Origin of the sequence: Kribbella pittospori, from assembly GCF_004331465.1 — a bacterium.
GTDB classification, from domain to species: Bacteria; Actinomycetota; Actinomycetes; order Propionibacteriales; family Kribbellaceae; genus Kribbella; species Kribbella pittospori.
Window position 1 is genome coordinate 55,526 of sequence record NZ_SJKB01000025.1, and the last position, 16,526, is coordinate 72,051.

18 protein-coding genes are annotated in these 16,526 nt (G+C 66.8%); 10 read left to right on the plus strand and 8 right to left on the minus strand.

Going from position 1 to position 16,526, the window contains the following annotated elements; translation table 11 throughout:
* Nucleotides 1-18 precede the first annotated feature (18 nt).
* From E0H73_RS41820 to E0H73_RS41830, 3 genes are read left to right on the plus strand one after another with little or no spacing between them, the layout of a single operon-like run.
* The gene (locus E0H73_RS41820) at nucleotides 19-249 is read left to right on the plus strand and encodes a UBP-type zinc finger domain-containing protein (RefSeq protein ID WP_238164619.1); all 231 of its coding nucleotides are present in this window, start codon (nucleotides 19-21) and stop codon (nucleotides 247-249) included.
* The gene (locus tag E0H73_RS41825) at nucleotides 246-1,859 is read left to right on the plus strand and encodes an FAD-dependent oxidoreductase (RefSeq protein ID WP_131366209.1); all 1,614 of its coding nucleotides are present in this window, start codon (nucleotides 246-248) and stop codon (nucleotides 1,857-1,859) included. Before E0H73_RS41820 ends, E0H73_RS41825 begins: the two co-directional genes overlap by 4 nt.
* A gap of 18 nt (nucleotides 1,860-1,877) precedes the next feature.
* Entirely contained in the window at nucleotides 1,878-2,444 is a 567-nt protein-coding gene (locus tag E0H73_RS41830) for a manganese catalase family protein (RefSeq protein WP_131366211.1), read from the plus strand.
* Nucleotides 2,445-2,492: 48 nt separating this feature from the next.
* On the opposite strand, the gene E0H73_RS41835 is transcribed toward E0H73_RS41830, so the two are convergent.
* Together E0H73_RS41835 and E0H73_RS41840 are read right to left on the minus strand one after the other, a co-directional pair.
* The gene (locus E0H73_RS41835; protein ID WP_131366213.1) at nucleotides 2,493-3,176 is read right to left on the minus strand and encodes an ANTAR domain-containing protein; all 684 of its coding nucleotides are present in this window, start codon (nucleotides 3,174-3,176) and stop codon (nucleotides 2,493-2,495) included.
* 476 nt (nucleotides 3,177-3,652) lie between these two features.
* On the minus strand, nucleotides 3,653-4,459 hold the full coding sequence (locus tag E0H73_RS41840) for a sigma-70 family RNA polymerase sigma factor (RefSeq protein WP_131366215.1): 807 nt from the start codon (nucleotides 4,457-4,459) through the stop codon (nucleotides 3,653-3,655).
* Between the two features lie 638 nt (nucleotides 4,460-5,097).
* Between E0H73_RS41840 and E0H73_RS41850 the strand changes: the two genes are divergently transcribed.
* Entirely contained in the window at nucleotides 5,098-5,514 is a 417-nt protein-coding gene (locus tag E0H73_RS41850; protein ID WP_131366282.1) for a DUF2267 domain-containing protein, read from the plus strand.
* 17 nt (nucleotides 5,515-5,531) lie between these two features.
* Here the strand turns inward: E0H73_RS41850 and E0H73_RS48550 are convergent, their stop codons facing one another.
* From E0H73_RS48550 to E0H73_RS46800, 5 genes are all read right to left on the minus strand, one after another.
* On the minus strand, nucleotides 5,532-5,783 hold the full coding sequence (locus E0H73_RS48550; protein ID WP_131366284.1) for a DUF1931 family protein: 252 nt from the start codon (nucleotides 5,781-5,783) through the stop codon (nucleotides 5,532-5,534).
* Between the two features lie 33 nt (nucleotides 5,784-5,816).
* Nucleotides 5,817-6,311 (minus strand): Hsp20/alpha crystallin family protein, encoded by a 495-nt coding sequence (locus E0H73_RS41860; protein WP_337590349.1) that lies wholly within the window; start codon nucleotides 6,309-6,311, stop codon nucleotides 5,817-5,819.
* Between the two features lie 144 nt (nucleotides 6,312-6,455).
* Nucleotides 6,456-6,596 carry a hypothetical protein gene (locus E0H73_RS46310; protein ID WP_165556084.1) on the minus strand — a complete coding sequence of 47 codons (141 nt, stop codon included), beginning with the start codon at nucleotides 6,594-6,596 and terminating at the stop codon, nucleotides 6,456-6,458.
* On the minus strand, nucleotides 6,593-7,510 hold the full coding sequence (locus E0H73_RS41865) for a DnaJ C-terminal domain-containing protein (protein ID WP_131366219.1): 918 nt from the start codon (nucleotides 7,508-7,510) through the stop codon (nucleotides 6,593-6,595). The genes E0H73_RS46310 and E0H73_RS41865 overlap by 4 nt, the downstream gene beginning before the upstream one ends.
* Before the next feature lie 81 nt (nucleotides 7,511-7,591).
* Entirely contained in the window at nucleotides 7,592-7,888 is a 297-nt protein-coding gene (locus E0H73_RS46800) for an Hsp20/alpha crystallin family protein (RefSeq protein WP_202867852.1), read from the minus strand.
* A 648-nt stretch (nucleotides 7,889-8,536) separates the two neighbouring features.
* On the opposite strand from E0H73_RS46800, the gene E0H73_RS41875 reads away from it, so the two are divergent.
* The 6 genes from E0H73_RS41875 to E0H73_RS41900 all read left to right on the plus strand — a co-directional run bounded on the left by E0H73_RS41875 (nucleotide 8,537) and on the right by E0H73_RS41900 (nucleotide 14,055).
* The gene (locus E0H73_RS41875; RefSeq protein ID WP_131366223.1) at nucleotides 8,537-8,785 is read left to right on the plus strand and encodes a hypothetical protein; all 249 of its coding nucleotides are present in this window, start codon (nucleotides 8,537-8,539) and stop codon (nucleotides 8,783-8,785) included.
* Nucleotides 8,782-10,335, plus strand: coding sequence for a glucose-6-phosphate dehydrogenase (zwf, locus tag E0H73_RS41880; RefSeq protein ID WP_131366225.1), 1,554 nt, complete (start codon nucleotides 8,782-8,784; stop codon nucleotides 10,333-10,335). Before E0H73_RS41875 ends, zwf begins: the two co-directional genes overlap by 4 nt.
* The gene (locus tag E0H73_RS41885; protein ID WP_165556085.1) at nucleotides 10,332-11,336 is read left to right on the plus strand and encodes a glucose-6-phosphate dehydrogenase assembly protein OpcA; all 1,005 of its coding nucleotides are present in this window, start codon (nucleotides 10,332-10,334) and stop codon (nucleotides 11,334-11,336) included. The genes zwf and E0H73_RS41885 overlap by 4 nt, the downstream gene beginning before the upstream one ends.
* A 100-nt stretch (nucleotides 11,337-11,436) precedes the next feature.
* The gene (locus E0H73_RS41890) at nucleotides 11,437-11,865 is read left to right on the plus strand and encodes a barstar family protein (protein ID WP_131366229.1); all 429 of its coding nucleotides are present in this window, start codon (nucleotides 11,437-11,439) and stop codon (nucleotides 11,863-11,865) included.
* 417 nt (nucleotides 11,866-12,282) lie between these two features.
* On the plus strand, nucleotides 12,283-12,837 hold the full coding sequence (locus tag E0H73_RS41895; RefSeq protein ID WP_131366231.1) for a hemerythrin domain-containing protein: 555 nt from the start codon (nucleotides 12,283-12,285) through the stop codon (nucleotides 12,835-12,837).
* 537 nt (nucleotides 12,838-13,374) lie between these two features.
* Nucleotides 13,375-14,055, plus strand: a complete 681-nt coding sequence (locus tag E0H73_RS41900) for a BON domain-containing protein (RefSeq protein ID WP_131366233.1) — start codon at nucleotides 13,375-13,377, stop codon at nucleotides 14,053-14,055.
* Between the two features lie 532 nt (nucleotides 14,056-14,587).
* Here the strand turns inward: E0H73_RS41900 and E0H73_RS41905 are convergent.
* Nucleotides 14,588-16,462, minus strand: a complete 1,875-nt coding sequence (locus tag E0H73_RS41905; RefSeq protein WP_131366235.1) for a glycoside hydrolase family 15 protein — start codon at nucleotides 16,460-16,462, stop codon at nucleotides 14,588-14,590.
* Nucleotides 16,463-16,526 lie beyond the last annotated feature (64 nt).

Below are 16,526 nucleotides of genomic sequence, written 5' to 3' on the forward strand. Positions count from 1 at the left end.
GATCCGCATCTGGCGGCGGTGCGCCCGGTCCGGCCGCGGACTCCGCAAGGATGTGAGGAGTGCCTGCGGATCAACGCGGGATGGGTACACCTGCGGCTGTGCCTGACGTGCGGTCATGTGGGATGTTGCGACTCGTCACCCCTGCGGCATGCGCGTGCCCATGCCCGCCACCAGGGTCACCCGATCGTCCAGTCGTTCGAGCCCGGCGAGGACTGGCGCTGGTGCTACGTCCACGAGATGCCGGTATGAACGAGACGCCGGATGTGTACGGCGCCTATCCGCGGCTGGAGGACTACCAGTTGGCGGAGCTCATGGAGTTGGGGGAGCGGCGAGCTGTCGGCGTTGGTGACGTCCTGTATCGGGCCGGCGAGCTACCTGGGGAGTTGCTGATCGTCCTGGCCGGTCAGGTCGTCGTACTCGAGGATCTCGGGCCGCATCGGCGGGTGATCGCGGTCCATGGCCCGCATCGCTTCCTGGGTGAGATCGGGCTCCTCACCGGGCAACCGGTCTTCCTCACCGCCGAGGTCGCAGAGCCGGGCGATGTACTTGCGGTACCGCTCGAGCGGTTGCGGGAGCTGGTCGGTCGGGATCAACAACTGGCCGACCTGATCCTGCGGTCCTTCCTGGTACGGCGGTCGCTGCAGCTGTCGCTCGGCGCCGGGTTCGCGGTGATCGGGTCGCACTTCTCCGCGGACACCCGGCGGATCCGCGAGTTCGCGGCCAGGAACCGGTTGCCGCACCACTGGATCGATCTGGAGCACGACGAGGAGGCCGAACGGCTGATTCGCGAACTGGGTATCGACCGTCGCGATACCCCGGTGGTCATCTGGCGGGGCGACGTACTGCGGAATCCGGACAACGATCAGCTCGCGGCGGCCGTGGGTCTCAAGGGGCCGCCCCCGGCGAGGGCGACGCACGACCTGGTTGTGGTCGGCGCAGGACCAGCCGGTCTGGCGGCCGGTGTCTATGCGGCGTCGGAGGGCCTGGCGACGGTGGTGGTGGATGCGGTTGCCACCGGAGGACAGGCGGGTACGTCGTCGCGGATCGAGAACTACCTGGGGTTCCCGGCCGGGATCAGTGGCGCCGAGCTGGCCGATCGCGCGGTCGCGCAGGCGAAACGCTTCGGCGCTGAGCTGATGGTTCCGGCCGCCGTGACCGGCCTGGGGCGGCTCGACGGTCACCATGTGGTCCGGCTGGACTCGGGCGAGAACCTTCAGGCGCGCGCCGTCCTGGTTGCCTCCGGTGCCCATTACCGGCAGCTCGACCTACCGGGCCTGGACAGGCTCGGACCGTCCAGCGTGTATTACGCGGCCACCGAACTGGAGGCCAACCTGTGCCGGCGCGACCCGGTGGTGGTCGTCGGCGGCGGCAACTCCGCGGGCCAGGCCTCTGTGTTTCTGGCAGATCACGCGGCTCATATCCGCCTGGTTGTTCGCAGTAAGGAGCTCGGTGCGAACATGTCCCGGTATCTCGCCGACCGGATCGAAGCGACGCCGGCCATCGAGGTTCTGCTGCACAGTGAAGTGCGAGAACTTCGTGGCGACACGGCGCTGGAGTCGATTCTCATCGAGGATCTCTGCTCCCACCGCAGGCAGCTCGCGCCGGCGAGAGCGTTGTTCGTCTTCATCGGCAGCGACCCGCACGTCGACTGGCTGGGTGGTCAGGTCGAGCTCGACGACCGCCGGTTCGTGCTCACCGGCAACCAACTGCCCGGGGCACGAAAGCTGCTGGAGAGCAGTCGGCCGGGTGTCTTCGCAGCCGGCGACGTCCGCAGTGGTTCGGTGAAACGCGTCGCAGCCGCGGTCGGCGACGGCGCCCTCGCTGTCCGCCTTGTTCACGAGTATCTCGCGCATATCTGATTCGGCTGGAAGTGGACCGTGTTCAAGCATCGACAGGACCTGCAGTTCAAGACCGTCCCGGAGGGGCCGGATCCCTGGTATGCCGCACATCTCGAGCGCGCTTTGAACCACCAGTACGGCGAGATCGTCGTAGGACTGCATTACCTGGATCACCGCGCGAGGATCCCCGGCAGGTATCGCGATCTCGTCATGGACCTGGGCGTCGAGCAGGTCGCGCACGTGGAGATGCTCGCCCAGTTGGTCGCCCGGTTGCTCGACCGCGCGCCGGACGAGACCGTCATCCGCGCGCACCCGGCGGTCGCCGCCGTCATCGGCGGCACCAATCTCGAGGACGCGATCGCCGCCGGCTGCCTGTCCGGCGTGCCGGACGATGTCATCGGCACCGATCTGTATGCGGACTTCCTGACCAACGCGCATGCCGAACAGAGGCGTCGGCGGGAACTCCCGGCCCTCGACCATTTCACCGACGACTCCGACATTCACTACCTGCTGACCTGCTTGCTGGCGCGGGCACTCGGTCAGCAACACAGCTGCGAAGGGATCCTCGCCAATCTGCCGGCGCATCGAACCCGACACATCTGCTGACCCTCCATGGCTGCAAGCCTCCGTTGGGCTGACTCGGCGCTACGTAGCTCAACGCGGTCCTGCGGTTCCCGTGCGATGCCGGCCGGCGGCCAGGTCATGGAGCAACTTGTCCATGGCGTCGCGACTGGCCGGTACAACGCGGTCGGTGCGCTGCAGCACAGCGATGAGGCTCTCGGCGATCTGGTTCAGCTTGGTGTTGTGCCGCTGTGAGTGCCATCGGAGCAACGCGAAGGCTGCTTCGGGGTTGATGCCGTAGGCCAGCATCAGCGCTCCCTTGGCCTGCTCGATCGCGGCACGGTGCTCGGTCGCAGCGCGGACAGCGGCAGCGCCGATCTGCAGAGAGTAGCGGCGGTGGCCCTCGGTGAGATCGACGGCGAACCCCTGAATCAGCTCGATCGCACCTCTGGCGGTGCGCGTGGCGTCGCCGAGGATGACGGTGCTGTGCTCATGGCCGGCGACGTCGATGATGCGGTGTGGGAAGCAGAATGGTTCGCCTGTCAGGGCGACCTTCGCCAGGAGTTCGATTGCGGGCGTACGGTCGTCCGGATGCTTGAAGGACATCACGAGATCGGTGGTGATCTCGGTGTCGAGAGGTAGACCGTGCAGCAGGTAGATGGCCGGCGAGCACCACCATGTGTGGTCAGCGACGGCATAGATGAATCGGCCGATCGTCTCCGTTCCGGTGATCAGGTCACCCAGTCCAGCACCCGGTGGCCCTCGGCGGTCAGGCATTCTCGAATCACTCCCGTCACTCACTCCCGGGAACGGATTGCGTACGTTCCGATCCTCCCGCCTCGAGCAGACCTCACGCGCGGAAGTCGTCGCCGACGCCGAGCCGTTCCCGGTGTGGCCAGAGTCGGGTTGTCGGCCAATGAGCACTGACCGTTGAGGCGTGCGATCCGGTCCGAGATAACACTGGGACCGGGGCAATGGGAATCACCGACCACCCAGGAGGGGTTCACCGCCATCGTGCCCGGATCCGCTCATCGACAGTGGGTCTGCGCTCCTGGTCTGGGACATCGAGAATCTCCAGCCCATCCAATCTGTACCCAATCACTTGGCCACGGCAACGTTCTCGCCGCCTGATGCCCGAAAGTCGTACGATCGACCACAGATCCGGACTGGCAAGCGTATCCCTCCTACCGAGCCCTTCGTGGTGACCCGCCCGGCGACAGCGACGTACCGTAAGGCAGCCGCCGCCGACGTGATCAGGTCGACAGCGCTCCGCGGAGCTTGTAGAGGATCTTGTTGAGGAGTCGCGAGACCTGCATCTGGCTGACGCCGATCTCGGCACCGATGTCGGACTGCGAGCGCTGTTCGACGAAGCGTCGACGCAGGATGAGGCGATCGCGTGGTGGAAGCCCCTCGACTACGGGCCGGAGCGACTCGATCTGGTCGACGAGTTCGAAGGCGTCGCTCGAATCCGTCGCCATCAGGTGGCCACGCGTCAACACGCTGCTGTGGGGGAGCGGTGCGTCGAGGGAGCTTGGTTGAAAGCAGCCTCTGGCACGCTCCGCCTCGGCGATCTCCGCGGCATCGACACCGATGGCCGTGGCGATCTCGTCGATCCTCGGCCACCGCTGCAGCTCGATCGCCAGCGATGCCTCGGCATCGTTGATTCGGCTCTGCAGATCCTGAATCCGCCGTGGTGGCTTGACCGTCCAGGCCCGGTCGCGGAAGTGGTGCCGGATTCCGCCACGTATCGTCGGAATCGCGTACGAGCGAAAGTCGGAGCCCTTGCTCGGCTGGTAGCTGTACGCAGCCTTGACCAGGTGCTCAGACGCGATTTGGTCGAGATCCTCGGCGTCGACTCCGCGGCGTCGGTAGCGACTGGCGAGTCGTCGCGCCAGGGGTACGCCGGCGACTATCGCGCGGCTGAGAAGTTCTTCTCGACGGAATCCCTGTTCCTGAGCGGCCGTCCGAAGGAGGTGTTCGACCTCGGCTGCCTGCTCCTCGAGCGTGTCGGCGTGACGCAGTGAAGTCGTTGGGGCCGGGGACAGCGATGTCAATGGCATGAGGATCCTCACTGCCACGTCCGGTGGTGCGGCAACCGTTTGTACCGCCGCCCGGACCTGTCACACGTACCCACGAATCACGGACCGAATCATCTGCTCCCGGCGCTCAGCGGGCTCCGAATCCTCGGCAACACGTCGGCCGATGGGCTCCAAGACCTCCACGATGCGGGCACCGACGTACAGGCTCGGTTCTGGAGCGGGTCGCCTACCTGGGCCTGGGTCGATGCGGCTCACCACCGGCTCGACGCGGATACGCGGTTCATCGGTTTCGGGATCCCGAGCATCCGCGGTGAGATGAAGCGGTAGTTCGGCGGCTGTGCGTGAAGTGTGCGGATCCCACGCCGCCTGCAGGAGGTCCAGAACCGCGAACCGACCCGGGCTGAGCTCGCGGATTACCCGGGCATCGAGTTGGACACGTCGAAGATGCCATGGCCGCCGAGTGGCGCTTCAATGTGCTGTCCCTGGACCGCCCTTCACGTTGGACGGATTTGCTCGACGGTCGGCGGTCAACTGTGATGCAGACTCTTGCCCCAGCGATGCCGAGTACGTCCGCAGCTCCCGACTGCGCGATTCGGGGATGTGTCGTTCGCGCGCCGGTCCGAGGCTCTTTGAAGGGCAGTCGAGAAGGGATCACGGCAATGAGCGACACGTTCGGCACCACGGTGGAGAAGACGAACAGGATGCTGAAGGACATCGAGAAGGCCTACGGCTGGCCCAAGGAGCGCCGCAATCAGTCGTATGCCGCGCTGAGGGCGGTTCTGCACGCGCTGCGCGACCGGCTGACGGTGGACGAGTCCGCTCAGCTCGCGGCCCAGCTTCCCCTGCTGGTCCGCGGAATGTACTTCGAGGGCTGGGACCCCAGCATCGTGCCTGTGAAGATGAACAAGGAGCAGTTCCTGGAGCGGGTGCGGCGCGAGTTCCGCTACGAGGTCGAGGGCGGTGTTGAGCCGCTGGTCCACACCGTTCTGCAGGCTCTGAAACGCCACGTGACCGACGGTGAATGGGACGACATCATGTCTAGTATGCCGAGGGATCTGGCCTCCGCCCTGGTGTAGCGGATCCTCTGCCAGAGCTACAGGAGCAGTTGTGGCCATGTCGTCAGCTGCGCCAAGATCGGCTGGAGCCCGATCTCCTCATCGAACTCGCGGAACACATGAATGCACCGCTGCAGGCGCTTGGTGATGCGCAGGTGACCCCGGGGGATCGTGGCCGGGGTCGATCCGGAGCGACGGCGGCCGAGGCGCTCAGGTGCTGGGCAAAGCCCGCCGCGCGGCAGGGGCCAGCCAACCAGCCACCGCGACCTCCCAGGCCTTCGGATGCAGATCCACGGTTCGCCCCCGTCTCGCCGCGGCCTAGCTCAGGCGGAGGTGCTGGCGGCGGCCTTCTGGTCGGCGCTCTCCTGGGTGGCGCTCTCCTGGGTGGCGCCGTCCTGTGCGGCACCACTCTCGGTGATCTGGAGCCTGCGCGGCTTCGCCTGCTCGGCGACCGGGACGACGAGCGTCAGTACCCCCTGGTCGTAGGTCGCGGCGATCCGGTCGACGTCGAGACTGTCGCCCAGGAACAGCTGGCGGGTGAAGACTCCCTGCGGTCGCTCGGCGGCGACCACATCCTGCCCCTCCCCGGGTTTCCACGTGCGCTCCGCGCGCACGGTGAGAACGTTCTTGTCCGCCGTCAGTTCGATGGAGTCGCGATCCACGCCGGGCAGATCGAAGCGGACGATGAACCGGTCGCCGTCGCGGAAGGCGTCGATCGGCATCGTTCGTTGTTGAAGCGCTCCACCCTGCTCGCCGAACATCTGTGACATCCGGTCGAGCTCACGGAACGCGAGTTCACGGAAAGGATCGAATCGCATCAGCATGACTGCCTCCTGTGTGCTCCGGCAGGGGAGCGACGGATCAGATGGTCCGGCAAGTGCGACCGGCTGTGGCCAACCCGTTGCCGGCTCAGCCCGGCGTCGGTGGCACGGTTCCGAGTCTCGTCAAAGGGCCTGGCGTCGTCATCCCGGAATCTTGTAGTCCACCGCCTCGCGCACTGCGGACTGCTCTCCGGCAGACATGGGTAGCCTGCCGATCATGAACTCGCGGCTGGGGAGCCACAGCTGACCGGAGGGCGAGGCGCGGATGAACGCGCTGCTCATGGTCGGCTCCGCGGGTCGAACCTGGAGGTGGCGGCCAGTTGTTCGAACAGGCGTCGCTCGTCGTCGGTCATCCGACTGGGCACCATGATTCGGACTTCCGCGTACAGATCGCCTTTCCGGCCGGGCGGGCCTGGCATTCCGCGGCCGCGCAGGCGTAGGCGTCGCCCGCTCGACGTACCTGGTGGGACTCGCACCTGTACCTCACCGCCCGGCGTGTCTACGGCGACCCTGGCGCCCAGGGCTGCTTCCCACGGCGTCAGCGGTAGCTGGACGTGGATGTCACGCCCCTCGACCCGGTATCGGGGATGGGGAGCGATGCGTACGACGAGGTACAGGTCGCCGGCGGAGGCACCGCCGGTTCCCTGCCCGCCGTGGCCTGCCAGCCTGATGCGCTGACCGTCGGCGACCCCGGGAGGGATGGTCACCTCCATGCTGCGCGTTCCCTCGGGCCCCGCGACGGTGAGCCACCGATGCACGCCCTTGTACGCGTCGTCGACCGACAGTTCCAGCTCGAGCTCCTGGTCCGCCCCCGGGACGGGCCCCCACCTCGGCCGACCGCGAGACGCGAACATGTCTCCGAAGAGATCGTCGAGGTCGATGCCGCCCTCGTCGAACCAAACCCGCTCACCTGCGCCGGGGCGCCCGGTCCCGGCCCGCGCCCACGTCTCGGCGTCAACACCCTCCGGAGCTCGGCGAAAGTCGTGCCCGAACGCGTCGTACCGCTTGCGAAGCTCGGGGTCGGACAGCACGTCGTAGGCTTCGGAGATCTCCTTGAACCGCTCCTCGGCTTCTGGGTCCTTGTTGATGTCCGGGTGGTAGGTGCGGGCGAGCTTGCGGTATGCACGCTGGATTTCGTCCGACGTGGCGTCGGGCCGCAGCCCGAGCACTTCGTAGAAGTCACGACGTTCCGCCATCGGCCTACCGCCTTGTGAACACGACGCCCGCCGGGCGGGCCGGCGTTCCGACCGCCTGCTCGGGGACTGCACGCACGCCCGCTACCAAGGCGGTCGCGTCCCCGTCCGTGTGTCGGACGCCGTACCGAGGAAGAGTTGACGGCTGAAGCTTCGTTGCGGACGCTCCGCGACGACGACGTCCTGATCTTCTTCGGCCTTCCACGTGTGCTCCGCGCGAACGGTGAGAACGTTCTTCTCCGCCGTCGGTTCGATCGAGTCGCGGTCTACACCCGGAAGGTCGACGCGGATGACGAACTGGTCGCCGTCTCGATAGGCGTCGATCGGCGTGGTGCGCTGCGGAAGCCCTCCACCAATCTGGGAACATCCGGTCGAGTTCACGGAAGGGCGAGTTCCCGGAGGGGATCGAATCGCATCAGCATAGGTACCTCCTATTTCCTCGACTGGGGAAGTTCGGATCCCTTGCTCGGGGGCACGGCCGAGTACGCGTGACTGTCGCCGCAGCGCCAGTCGGCACAGACCCGAGCCTCGTGGACTGGTCGGTGCGTCGGCATCCCGGATCCATGTAGTCGTCTGCTGAATGACGATGTCGACTGCCTCGTCGCTGCTGCCGGGCGTTCCAGGCAGGCCCCCGGCCGCTGGCAAGAGCCCGCGCATGCGAGGACGCCGCACTCGGCCTCGTGTACAAAACCGGCGTGCGGAGGCGGCACACCTTTCACAAGCTCGAGATCCGATCCCGTGTTGAACCGACCCGCATGGTCCGGACGCACGAACCGACGGATGAATGACCGGAGTCGGTGCTCTGCCCAGTCGTGACTGTCACGCGCACGGTCCAGCAACTCCATCGACAGCGAGTTCGCAGGGACCGAGCCGCCCGACGGAGGACCACGCGTTCCCGGGATGCAGCCGGCCCGCAGAGCGCGCAGGCTTTGTCAGCGGCTGTGAACACGGTGGCGAGCGCATGCCCTGAGCTCGCGGACGCCAGCCGGGCGCCTCCCGGGTGCCTCGGGTAAAGGCAAAGGAGGCGAGATGGCAGTCGAGGCGGCGCGGTCCATACATCCGGGAACTCGCATCGCCCTGGCTCCTCTCGGCGATCAACTGCTCGCCCGGTTGATGAAGCACGATCCCGGCGACCGTGCCTTCGGCTGGTGCGGATGGGCTGCCGTGCCCTCGGTGGATCGCTTCAGCTCATCAGCTCCGGCGGCCACCGCCTACAAGGCCTTCGGGCTCATCCGGGATCATGGTGCAGCCCGAGCACGGACGCTGCTCGGCCGATGAACGCGTCGATGGCCAGCGTGAACGCCTTGCTGGAAGGTTGGCAGGCGCAGCATGTTGCGCGTCCGTGCGTCATGGTCGTGTTCGGTGCCTCCGGAGACCTCTGCTCCCGCAAGCTGATGCCTGCACTCCAACGACTGGCGTTGCGCCGTGAGCTTCCTGGCGGGTTCGCGGTGGTCGGAGTGGCCCGCACCCAGTTCAACGACGAGGACTTCCGTCGCTTCGCTCGCGACGCGGTGTCGAAGTACGGCGCCGAGGGACCCGCAGGCAGCGACGAAGTCTGGCGAAGTGTGACCGAGAGCTTCTACTACGTCGCCGGGGATTACCGCGACGATGACACCTTCCGCCGGCTCTCGGCAGTGCTCGGCGACATCGATCGCAGGAACGGCACCGGGGGAAACCGCCTGCACTACCTGGCGGTGCCGCCGGCGGCCTTCCCGATCATCGTCGGGGCGCTCGGTCGGCACCGGCTCAACAGGCCGGCGCGTGCCGGCACGGACGTCTTCGTACGGATCGTCATCGAGAAGCCCTATGGGCGCGACCTACGCACTGCGAATGAGCTCGACGCGTGTGTTCACCAGGTGTTCGAGGAATCCCAGGTCTACCGGATCGACCACTACCTGGGAAAGGAGACGGTGCAGAACCTGCTCGCCCTACGGTTCGCGAACGCGATCTTCGAGCCGATCTGGAACGGCCACTATGTCAACGCCATACAGATCACCGTTGCCGAGTCCGAAGGCGTCGCCGGTCGCGCCGGCTTCTACGAACAGACCGGCGCATTGCGCGACATCGTGCAGAACCACGTCATGCAGGTTGTCGCGCTGACGCTCATGGAGCCGCCGATCACCATGAACGCCGACGGTATCCGCGACGAGAAGGTAAAGGTCTTCCGCAGCATCGAGAGTCTCTCTGTCGACGAGGTGCAGTCCCACGTTGTGGCCGCCCAGTACGCCGGGGGTTGGGTCGCCGGACACCGGGTCCCGGGTTATCTCGACGAACCCGGCGTCTCTCCGACCAGCACCACGGAGACCTACGTTGCGCTCAGGCTGCGTGCCGACAACTGGCGCTGGGCAGGCGTGCCGTTGTACATCCGCACCGGGAAACGCATGCCGAGGCGGATGAGTGAAGTCGTCGTCCAGTTCCACGCCGCACCCCATCTGCCGTTCTGGCCGGACCAGACCCGAGGGCTGGGCCCCAACACACTGGTGCTCCGCATCCAGCCCGACGAGGGGATCACCCTGCTCTTCGGCGGAAAGGTGCCGGGCCATGGGTTCGACGTACGCACGGTCGCGATGGACTTCCGATACGGGAGTGCCTTTCCTGGCGGGGGACCTGAGGCCTATGAACGGCTTCTGCTCGACGCGATGCTCGGTGATCCCACGCTGTTCATCCGTGCCGACGAGGTCATGGAGACCTGGCGAATCGTGGAACCGATCCTGCGCTGTTGGGAAGAAGGCCGAAAACCGGTGGCAAGGTACCTGGCCGGTACCTGGGGACCCGAGGCGGCCGATCAGCTGATCGAGCTCGACGGACGGCGATGGTGGACCAGATGAACGAGGGCGTCGTCATCGGCTCATGGACGGCGCGAGACACGGACGTCGAGATCGTGGACGCGGCGATCCGACACCTGCGTGCAGGCCACGAACGGGGGGCGTCCCGCACAGCGGTCTGGACCGTGATAGCAGTCATCGATGACGACGAGACACAGGTAGGCCCTGTCGTCGAGGTACTACGCGAACTGGCCGTCGGTGTCGCCGTCTACCCGCTGGTCATCTCTGCCCTGGCCGACGAACCACCCGGGATCGACGCACGAGTCACGCTGAGAGCGGTCGAGCGCAGCGAGGGGGACACTGACTGCATCGAGGACGTGTTCGTTCGTGTCCGGGGCGCGGCGACACAGCACCTGGACGCCGTGGTGCTGCCGTTCACGATGCCTGGGCTGCCGGTCGCGGTCTGGCTGCCCGGCCGGCTCCCGCAGAAGGACGAGCCGTTGCCGTCGAAAGCGGACCTCGTGCTCGTCGAGACCGCGCGACCCGGCAGCCCGCCCCTTGTCGACGTGAGAGCGACGAGCAGGTTGTTCCCTCTGTCGGATCTGTCGTGGCACCAGTTGCAGTCCTGGCGTCAGCTCCTGTCAAGCCTGTTCGTGGGCCGCGAGTTTTCACAGTTCCTCGATGACGTCCAGAGGATCGATGTCGAGGGTGAAGACGGTTTTCGCCTGCTCATGGCCGGATGGCTGGTAGGCCGCCTCCGCGTGCGGCCGGACGTCTGTTTTCTTGCCGGGCTGGAGACGCCGGGCGCCTCGGTGCAGATACGGGCCAGGCAGGGCGCCACGGCGGCAAGCTTCCTGGCGGCGCAGGGGTCGGAAGGATCCCGTGTCGACGCCTACGCAGCCATCGATGACGGACCGGCGTACCAGCGCACGGTGCTGATGCCCACATACTCGGTCGCCCGTCTGATCGAGCGAGCTCTCGGCGAGCCCGCCCGTGACACGGTATGGGAGGAGGCTGTCGTCTCTGCCGTCGAGCTGGCCGAGCGACATCCCGGCACCGGCTGACTCCCGCTACGCGCTCGCGGGATCTCTGAGTACGCCGTGCCGGTCATCATGACCGGGTATCCCTAGGTAGGAGTGGAGTCATGCAGCGACAGGCCGTCGGATGACTGAGCTGTGCACGTTGCTATGCAAGGGGCTGCGGCCCGGCGTGTACCGCTGGCGTTCCGACCTGAGCACCGAGCAGGTACGCCGCGGCGTGACGGCCGCGGGCTGGAACTTCGTCCTGCTCGACACGACCGGCGTACATGACAAGGCCGGCTTCCTCGACGTCTGTGCGAGGGCCTTCGACCTGCCGCGCTGGTTCGGACGGAACTGGGATGCCCTGGCCGACTCTCTCAGGGACAGGTCGACCGGCGAGCCCGAGCTGGTCCTGTGGGAAGGCTGGCGGGAGCTGCTCGACCAGGACCACGACGCGGTCGCCGTGGCGCTGCAGATCTTCGCAGAGGACGCCAACGAGTCGGGCCAGCTTCGCGTGTTCCTCCGCGAGGCGAAGGACGTACCGGACCTCGTCAGCGAAGTACCAGTCGTCTAAGCCGGCTGCTCTGGCGACGTGGAGAGCCATCGGGCTGCCAGGACCCCGTCGCGTCGTTGCTCGAGCCACCCAAGGACCGAGTCGGAGGGTCGCCTCGCGGGTCCTGTGACGAGCCAGGCGCCGAGCCCGGTGCGGCTGCGCCTACTTCACCTCCACGTGGCGGCGTTGACCAGCGAAGCCAACCGGTCCGCTGCAGTCGCTGTCCCTCGTCGGACAGCTTCACCAGGTCGACCACGTTGCCTCGTGCGCCGGCAGAAAGCTGAGTACGCCGGGTCGGAAACCACCTGATCTTGTGATCTGCGCGCGGCTGCTCGGTTCCTACAATCGGCATCGATTTCCTCACCGCCGAGGTACGGGCCGAGTACTCCATCTTGTGGCAGGCCAGGTAGGCGGACAAGCGCAGCAGGGAGAACGGGCATGGCCAAAGATCTGATCGATCTCGTCAAGCAGGACCACCGGGAGATCGCGCGGCTGTTCGACCAGCTCGACCGGTATCGACACCGCCGGCCGATGCTGCGCCCGGTGTTGTCCGCCCTGCTGATCGCGCACGACCGCGCCGAGGAGGACGTGGTCTATCCATGGGCACGCGACGCCGGTGATGTCGAGGGAGTCGGCCGTGGTCAGCGCGAACATCTCCGCACCGAAGACCTGCTGGTCAAGCTGGGACGTGTCGACCCCGACGACGCGGTCTTCGACAGCATTCTGACCGAGCTCGCCGACGAGGCCGACCACCACTTCCGGCGCGAGGAGACCGAGATCCTGCCCGCCCTGCGCGACCGGCTCGCCGAGGATCAGTTGGTCGAGCTCACGGAGACGTTCATCCGCAGCAGGGAGCACCACTTCGGCGAACGCCCCGGCGAACGCCGGCTGACCGACCTGCGCCAGCAAGCCGCCAACATCAGCCTGGCCGATTTCGCCGACCTGGCGGAGAACGACCTGGCAGATCTCCTGCGCAAACTCGCCGACGAGTGATCAGCCCGCGCCTGATGTTCCAGAACCGGGGGAGGCAACTGTGGTCCGCCGCCGGTTCAGCAGTAGGAGATCTCGCCCACAAGGTGTACGAGCGCTTCTAGCCGGCCGGCACCGACCGCTCCCCGTCGGGCAACACCACAGGATCAACTTTCGGACTCGACACGAACGCAGTCGACCGAGTGCAAACAAATTGCTGATGCCCTCGTGGAGTCGCCCTCGGGCCTGATCAGCCAGCGAGAACCGGTCGCATTCCCTGACCGCGCGGTTGCTCGTGAGTTCACGCACACCACCCACAACTTCCTGGGTAAGAGCGCGTGCTCACGGCAACCATGCGGACTACGCATTCCGGGGATGCTTGTCCGCCGTACAGGTGGAACCGTTCGCGAAAGGCTGCTGATCCGGCCAAGCGCTCACCGTCGAGGTTGCCAGTGTGTGAGCCGCAAGTGGGAGCGAACGAGGAGACGCGAAGGCCGAACCGGATCGGTCGGCATGCGTCTGCACATCATCAGAACGAGACCAGCCGGGAGGGAATAACCAATGGCGACAGCAACGACAACGGTAAGCGATGAGGAGATCCAGCGGGAGGTTTTGGAGGAGCTCAAGTGGGACGCCCGCGTTCAGCCCAACGAGGTCGGCGTCGCGGTGAAGGACGGCATCGTGGTTCTGACGGGCTGGGTGGATTCCTTCCTCAAGAAGTGGGCGGCAGAGCGGGCCGCCCACAATGTGCGAGGGGTGGCCGCAGTCGCCAACGACATCGAGGTTCGGCTCCCGAGTTCTGCCGAACGCACCGACGCCGACATTGCAGCAGCCGCAACCCGCGCGCTGGAATGGGATGCGATGGTGCCGATCGAGAAGCTTGACGTCACGGTATCCGGGGGTTGGGTCACTCTTCGTGGTGAAGTCGAGTGGCAGTTCCAGAAGTACGACGCGGAGCGGGCTGTTCGCCGTCTGTCGGGCGTGCGTGGGGTGAGCAATCTCATCAAGGTCACACCACGGGTCAAGCCATCACCGGACGAGCTGAAGAAGAGGATCGAGGATGCGCTCGTGCGCAGCGCCGAGACAGACGCCGAACGGATAACTATCGAAGTGCATGGGGACAGGATCATCCTGAAGGGAACCGTCCGTTCATGGGCTGAGAGGAAAGAGGCGGAGCGCGTGGCCTGGTCTGCGCCCGGAGTGGCCTCGGTCGACAACAAGATCGCGGTGCGCGTGTACTAGCCGCTTCACCCTGCACCACGCCGCCGACAACAGGTCGTCCGCTCGACGATCAGCCGGGTCAACGCCAGTCGCGAGTCGGCACCGAGTTGCGGTAGAGCTTGCGAAGGAAGGCCAGCTCTCGCCGCTCCGAATACCCGGTGTTACCCGGGCGGCACGCCGGTCGGAGATCGACAGCAGCGCCCAGCATGACGTCACCGTTCGATGGAGGAGGGGGCCATCGAGGACCTCGAGACGGGGAAGCAGCGCATCGAGCCAACCCGCGCGTTGTTGGTTTTCATCGGCAGCACGCTGCACTCGCAATGGCTCGGAGGCCGCGTGGCAGTGCCCGACAACGGGTTCGTGCTGACCGGCGGACAGGTGCTCGACCCACCCGGGCCGACCTGGCTGCAGCTGGAGACGAGCTGGCGGGGTGTGTTCGTGGCCGGACGCCCGCAGCGGATCGGTCGAGCGCGTCGCCGCAGCCGTGGGCGATGGAGCGCTGGCGATCCGGCTGGTGCACGACTTCCTGGTGCGCGTCTGAGCCGAAGCCTCCTCAGAGCCCGGCCTGCTCCTCGGCCCCGATGACGGCGGTCACCGCATGGATCAGGGCAAGATGCGTGAATGCCTGCGGGAAGTTCCCGAGATGCCGGCCGCTCAAGGCGTCGATCTCCTCGGCGTACAGTCCCAACGGGCTGGCGCAGGACAGCAGCTTCTCGCAGAGCACCCTCGCGCGGTCCAGCTCGCCGATCGCAACCAGCGCGGACACCAACCAGAACGAGCAGATCGTGAAAGTGCCCTCATCACCGACCAGCCCGTCCTCGGTCTCGTCGACGCGGTAGCGCAGCACGAGCTCGTTCTCGCTGAGCTCATCGGCGATGACCAGCACGGTGGCGCGGACCCGTTCGTCGGTGCCGGGAAGGAACCCGAGCAGCGGGATCAGCAGGACCGACGCATCGAGGGCGGTGGTGCCGTAGTGCTGGACGAAGACGCCACGCTCGTCGACGGCGTGCGCCAGCACGTCGGCGCGGATCTCGTCGGCTGCCCTTCGCCACTCGGCGGCGAGCTTTACCTCGCCTCGGCCGGTCGCCAGCCGTGCGCCGGCGTCGGCCGCGACCCAGCAGGCGACCTTCGACGAGGTGAAGTGCCGCGGTGCACTCCGCACCTCCCAAATGCCGTGGTCGGGCTCTCGCCATCGTTCGAGCGCGCACTTGACCTCGGTCTGGACGATCGTCCACAGCCGGTCGTCGACCCGGCGCCGGGCGCCGGTGTAGAGGGCGATCGCGCCGACCACCGCGCCCCAGACGTCGTGCTGGTCCTGGACGTAGGCCGCGTTGCCGATCCGCACCGGCCGCGAGTCGTCGTACCCGGACAGGTGGTCCAGCACGGACTCGGTCAGCACCCGCTCACCGTCGACGCCGTACATGATCTGAAGGTCGCCGCCCTCGGCCGTGGCGATGTCGGCGACGAAGTGGAAGAAGTCGCCCGCCTCCCAGTCGAAGCCCAGCACGAGCAAGGCCCACAGCGTGCCGGTGGTGTCGCGCATCCAGGTGTAGCGGTAGTCCCAGTTCCGCACCCCGCCAGGTGTCTCCGGCAGCGAGGTGGTCGGCGCGGCGACGACCGCGCCGGTGGGGGCGAAAGTCAGGCCCTTGAGTGTCAGTGCGCTGCGCTGCAGATAGCCCCGCCACGGGTGGTCCGGGAACCGTCCGCCGTCCAGCCAGTGCTGCCAGTGATGGCAGGTCCAGCGTAGTCGGGCATCGGCCTCTTTGATCGTGCGTGGCGCCTCGTGGTCGCTCCACGACAACGCGACGAACCGGTCCTGGCCCTGCTTGAGCAGCGTCCGCGCGATCGCCGTGGCCCCCTCGAACCCGACGTTGAGATCGGTCGTCAGCCGCAGGTCGCGCAGTGTGCCGTCCGCGGTCGCGACCGCCTGGTGGTAGCCCTCGCTCGAGTAGCTCCACTGCGCCTGTAGGCGGCCGTAGTCGAACACCGGGTGGCAGTGCATCCGGACCTGGACTTCTCCGGTGACGCAGCGGATCCGGCGCAGTAGCACGTGGTCCGCGTCGTAGTCGGTCGGCGACCGCCGGTGCGTGGCCGACCGCTCCGTCTCGTGATGCCACGGTCCCATCAGCAGCGCGTCGGTGACCACCAACCAGCCGCCGGGCGTCCACCAACTGGTTTCCAGCACCAGCGTGCCCGGGATGTAGCGCTGGGCCGACGGCACCTCGACGCCGGTCGGGCTGACGCGGAACGACCCGGCATCCCGGTCGAGGATCGCACCGAACACGCTCGGCGAGTCCATCCGCGGAAGGCACAGCCACTCCACCCCGCCGTCCGGACCGACCAGGGCTGTCGTCTCACAGTCCGACAGGAACGCGTAGTCGCCGATCGGCGGAAACTGACCCCGCGGTACTACTCGCTCGCCATCCATCAACCCAGTCTTCCCTGCCGGCCGCCCCAGCGACAGCGGCCCCGGCATTCACAACCTCGGCCAG

What these genes read in the sequence shown, in the direction of transcription:
- E0H73_RS41895 (WP_131366231.1), top strand. Translation starts at nt 12,283, where the DNA reads ATGGCCAAAGATCTGATCGATCTCGTCAAGCAGGACCACCGGGAGATC.
- E0H73_RS41860 (WP_337590349.1), bottom strand. Translation starts at nt 6,311, where the DNA reads ATGCGATTCGATCCTTTCCGTGAACTCGCGTTCCGTGAGCTCGACCGG.
- E0H73_RS41890 (WP_131366229.1), top strand. Translation starts at nt 11,437, where the DNA reads ATGACTGAGCTGTGCACGTTGCTATGCAAGGGGCTGCGGCCCGGCGTG.
- E0H73_RS41905 (WP_131366235.1), bottom strand. Translation starts at nt 16,462, where the DNA reads ATGGATGGCGAGCGAGTAGTACCGCGGGGTCAGTTTCCGCCGATCGGC.
- E0H73_RS41825 (WP_131366209.1), top strand. Translation starts at nt 246, where the DNA reads ATGAACGAGACGCCGGATGTGTACGGCGCCTATCCGCGGCTGGAGGAC.
- E0H73_RS41850 (WP_131366282.1), top strand. Translation starts at nt 5,098, where the DNA reads ATGAGCGACACGTTCGGCACCACGGTGGAGAAGACGAACAGGATGCTG.
- E0H73_RS41865 (WP_131366219.1), bottom strand. Translation starts at nt 7,510, where the DNA reads ATGGCGGAACGTCGTGACTTCTACGAAGTGCTCGGGCTGCGGCCCGAC.
- E0H73_RS41885 (WP_165556085.1), top strand. Translation starts at nt 10,332, where the DNA reads ATGAACGAGGGCGTCGTCATCGGCTCATGGACGGCGCGAGACACGGAC.
- E0H73_RS41840 (WP_131366215.1), bottom strand. Translation starts at nt 4,459, where the DNA reads ATGCCATTGACATCGCTGTCCCCGGCCCCAACGACTTCACTGCGTCAC.
- E0H73_RS41875 (WP_131366223.1), top strand. Translation starts at nt 8,537, where the DNA reads ATGGCAGTCGAGGCGGCGCGGTCCATACATCCGGGAACTCGCATCGCC.
- E0H73_RS46310 (WP_165556084.1), bottom strand. Translation starts at nt 6,596, where the DNA reads ATGAGCAGCGCGTTCATCCGCGCCTCGCCCTCCGGTCAGCTGTGGCTC.
- E0H73_RS41900 (WP_131366233.1), top strand. Translation starts at nt 13,375, where the DNA reads ATGGCGACAGCAACGACAACGGTAAGCGATGAGGAGATCCAGCGGGAG.
- E0H73_RS41835 (WP_131366213.1), bottom strand. Translation starts at nt 3,176, where the DNA reads ATGCCTGACCGCCGAGGGCCACCGGGTGCTGGACTGGGTGACCTGATC.
- zwf (WP_131366225.1), top strand. Translation starts at nt 8,782, where the DNA reads ATGAACGCGTCGATGGCCAGCGTGAACGCCTTGCTGGAAGGTTGGCAG.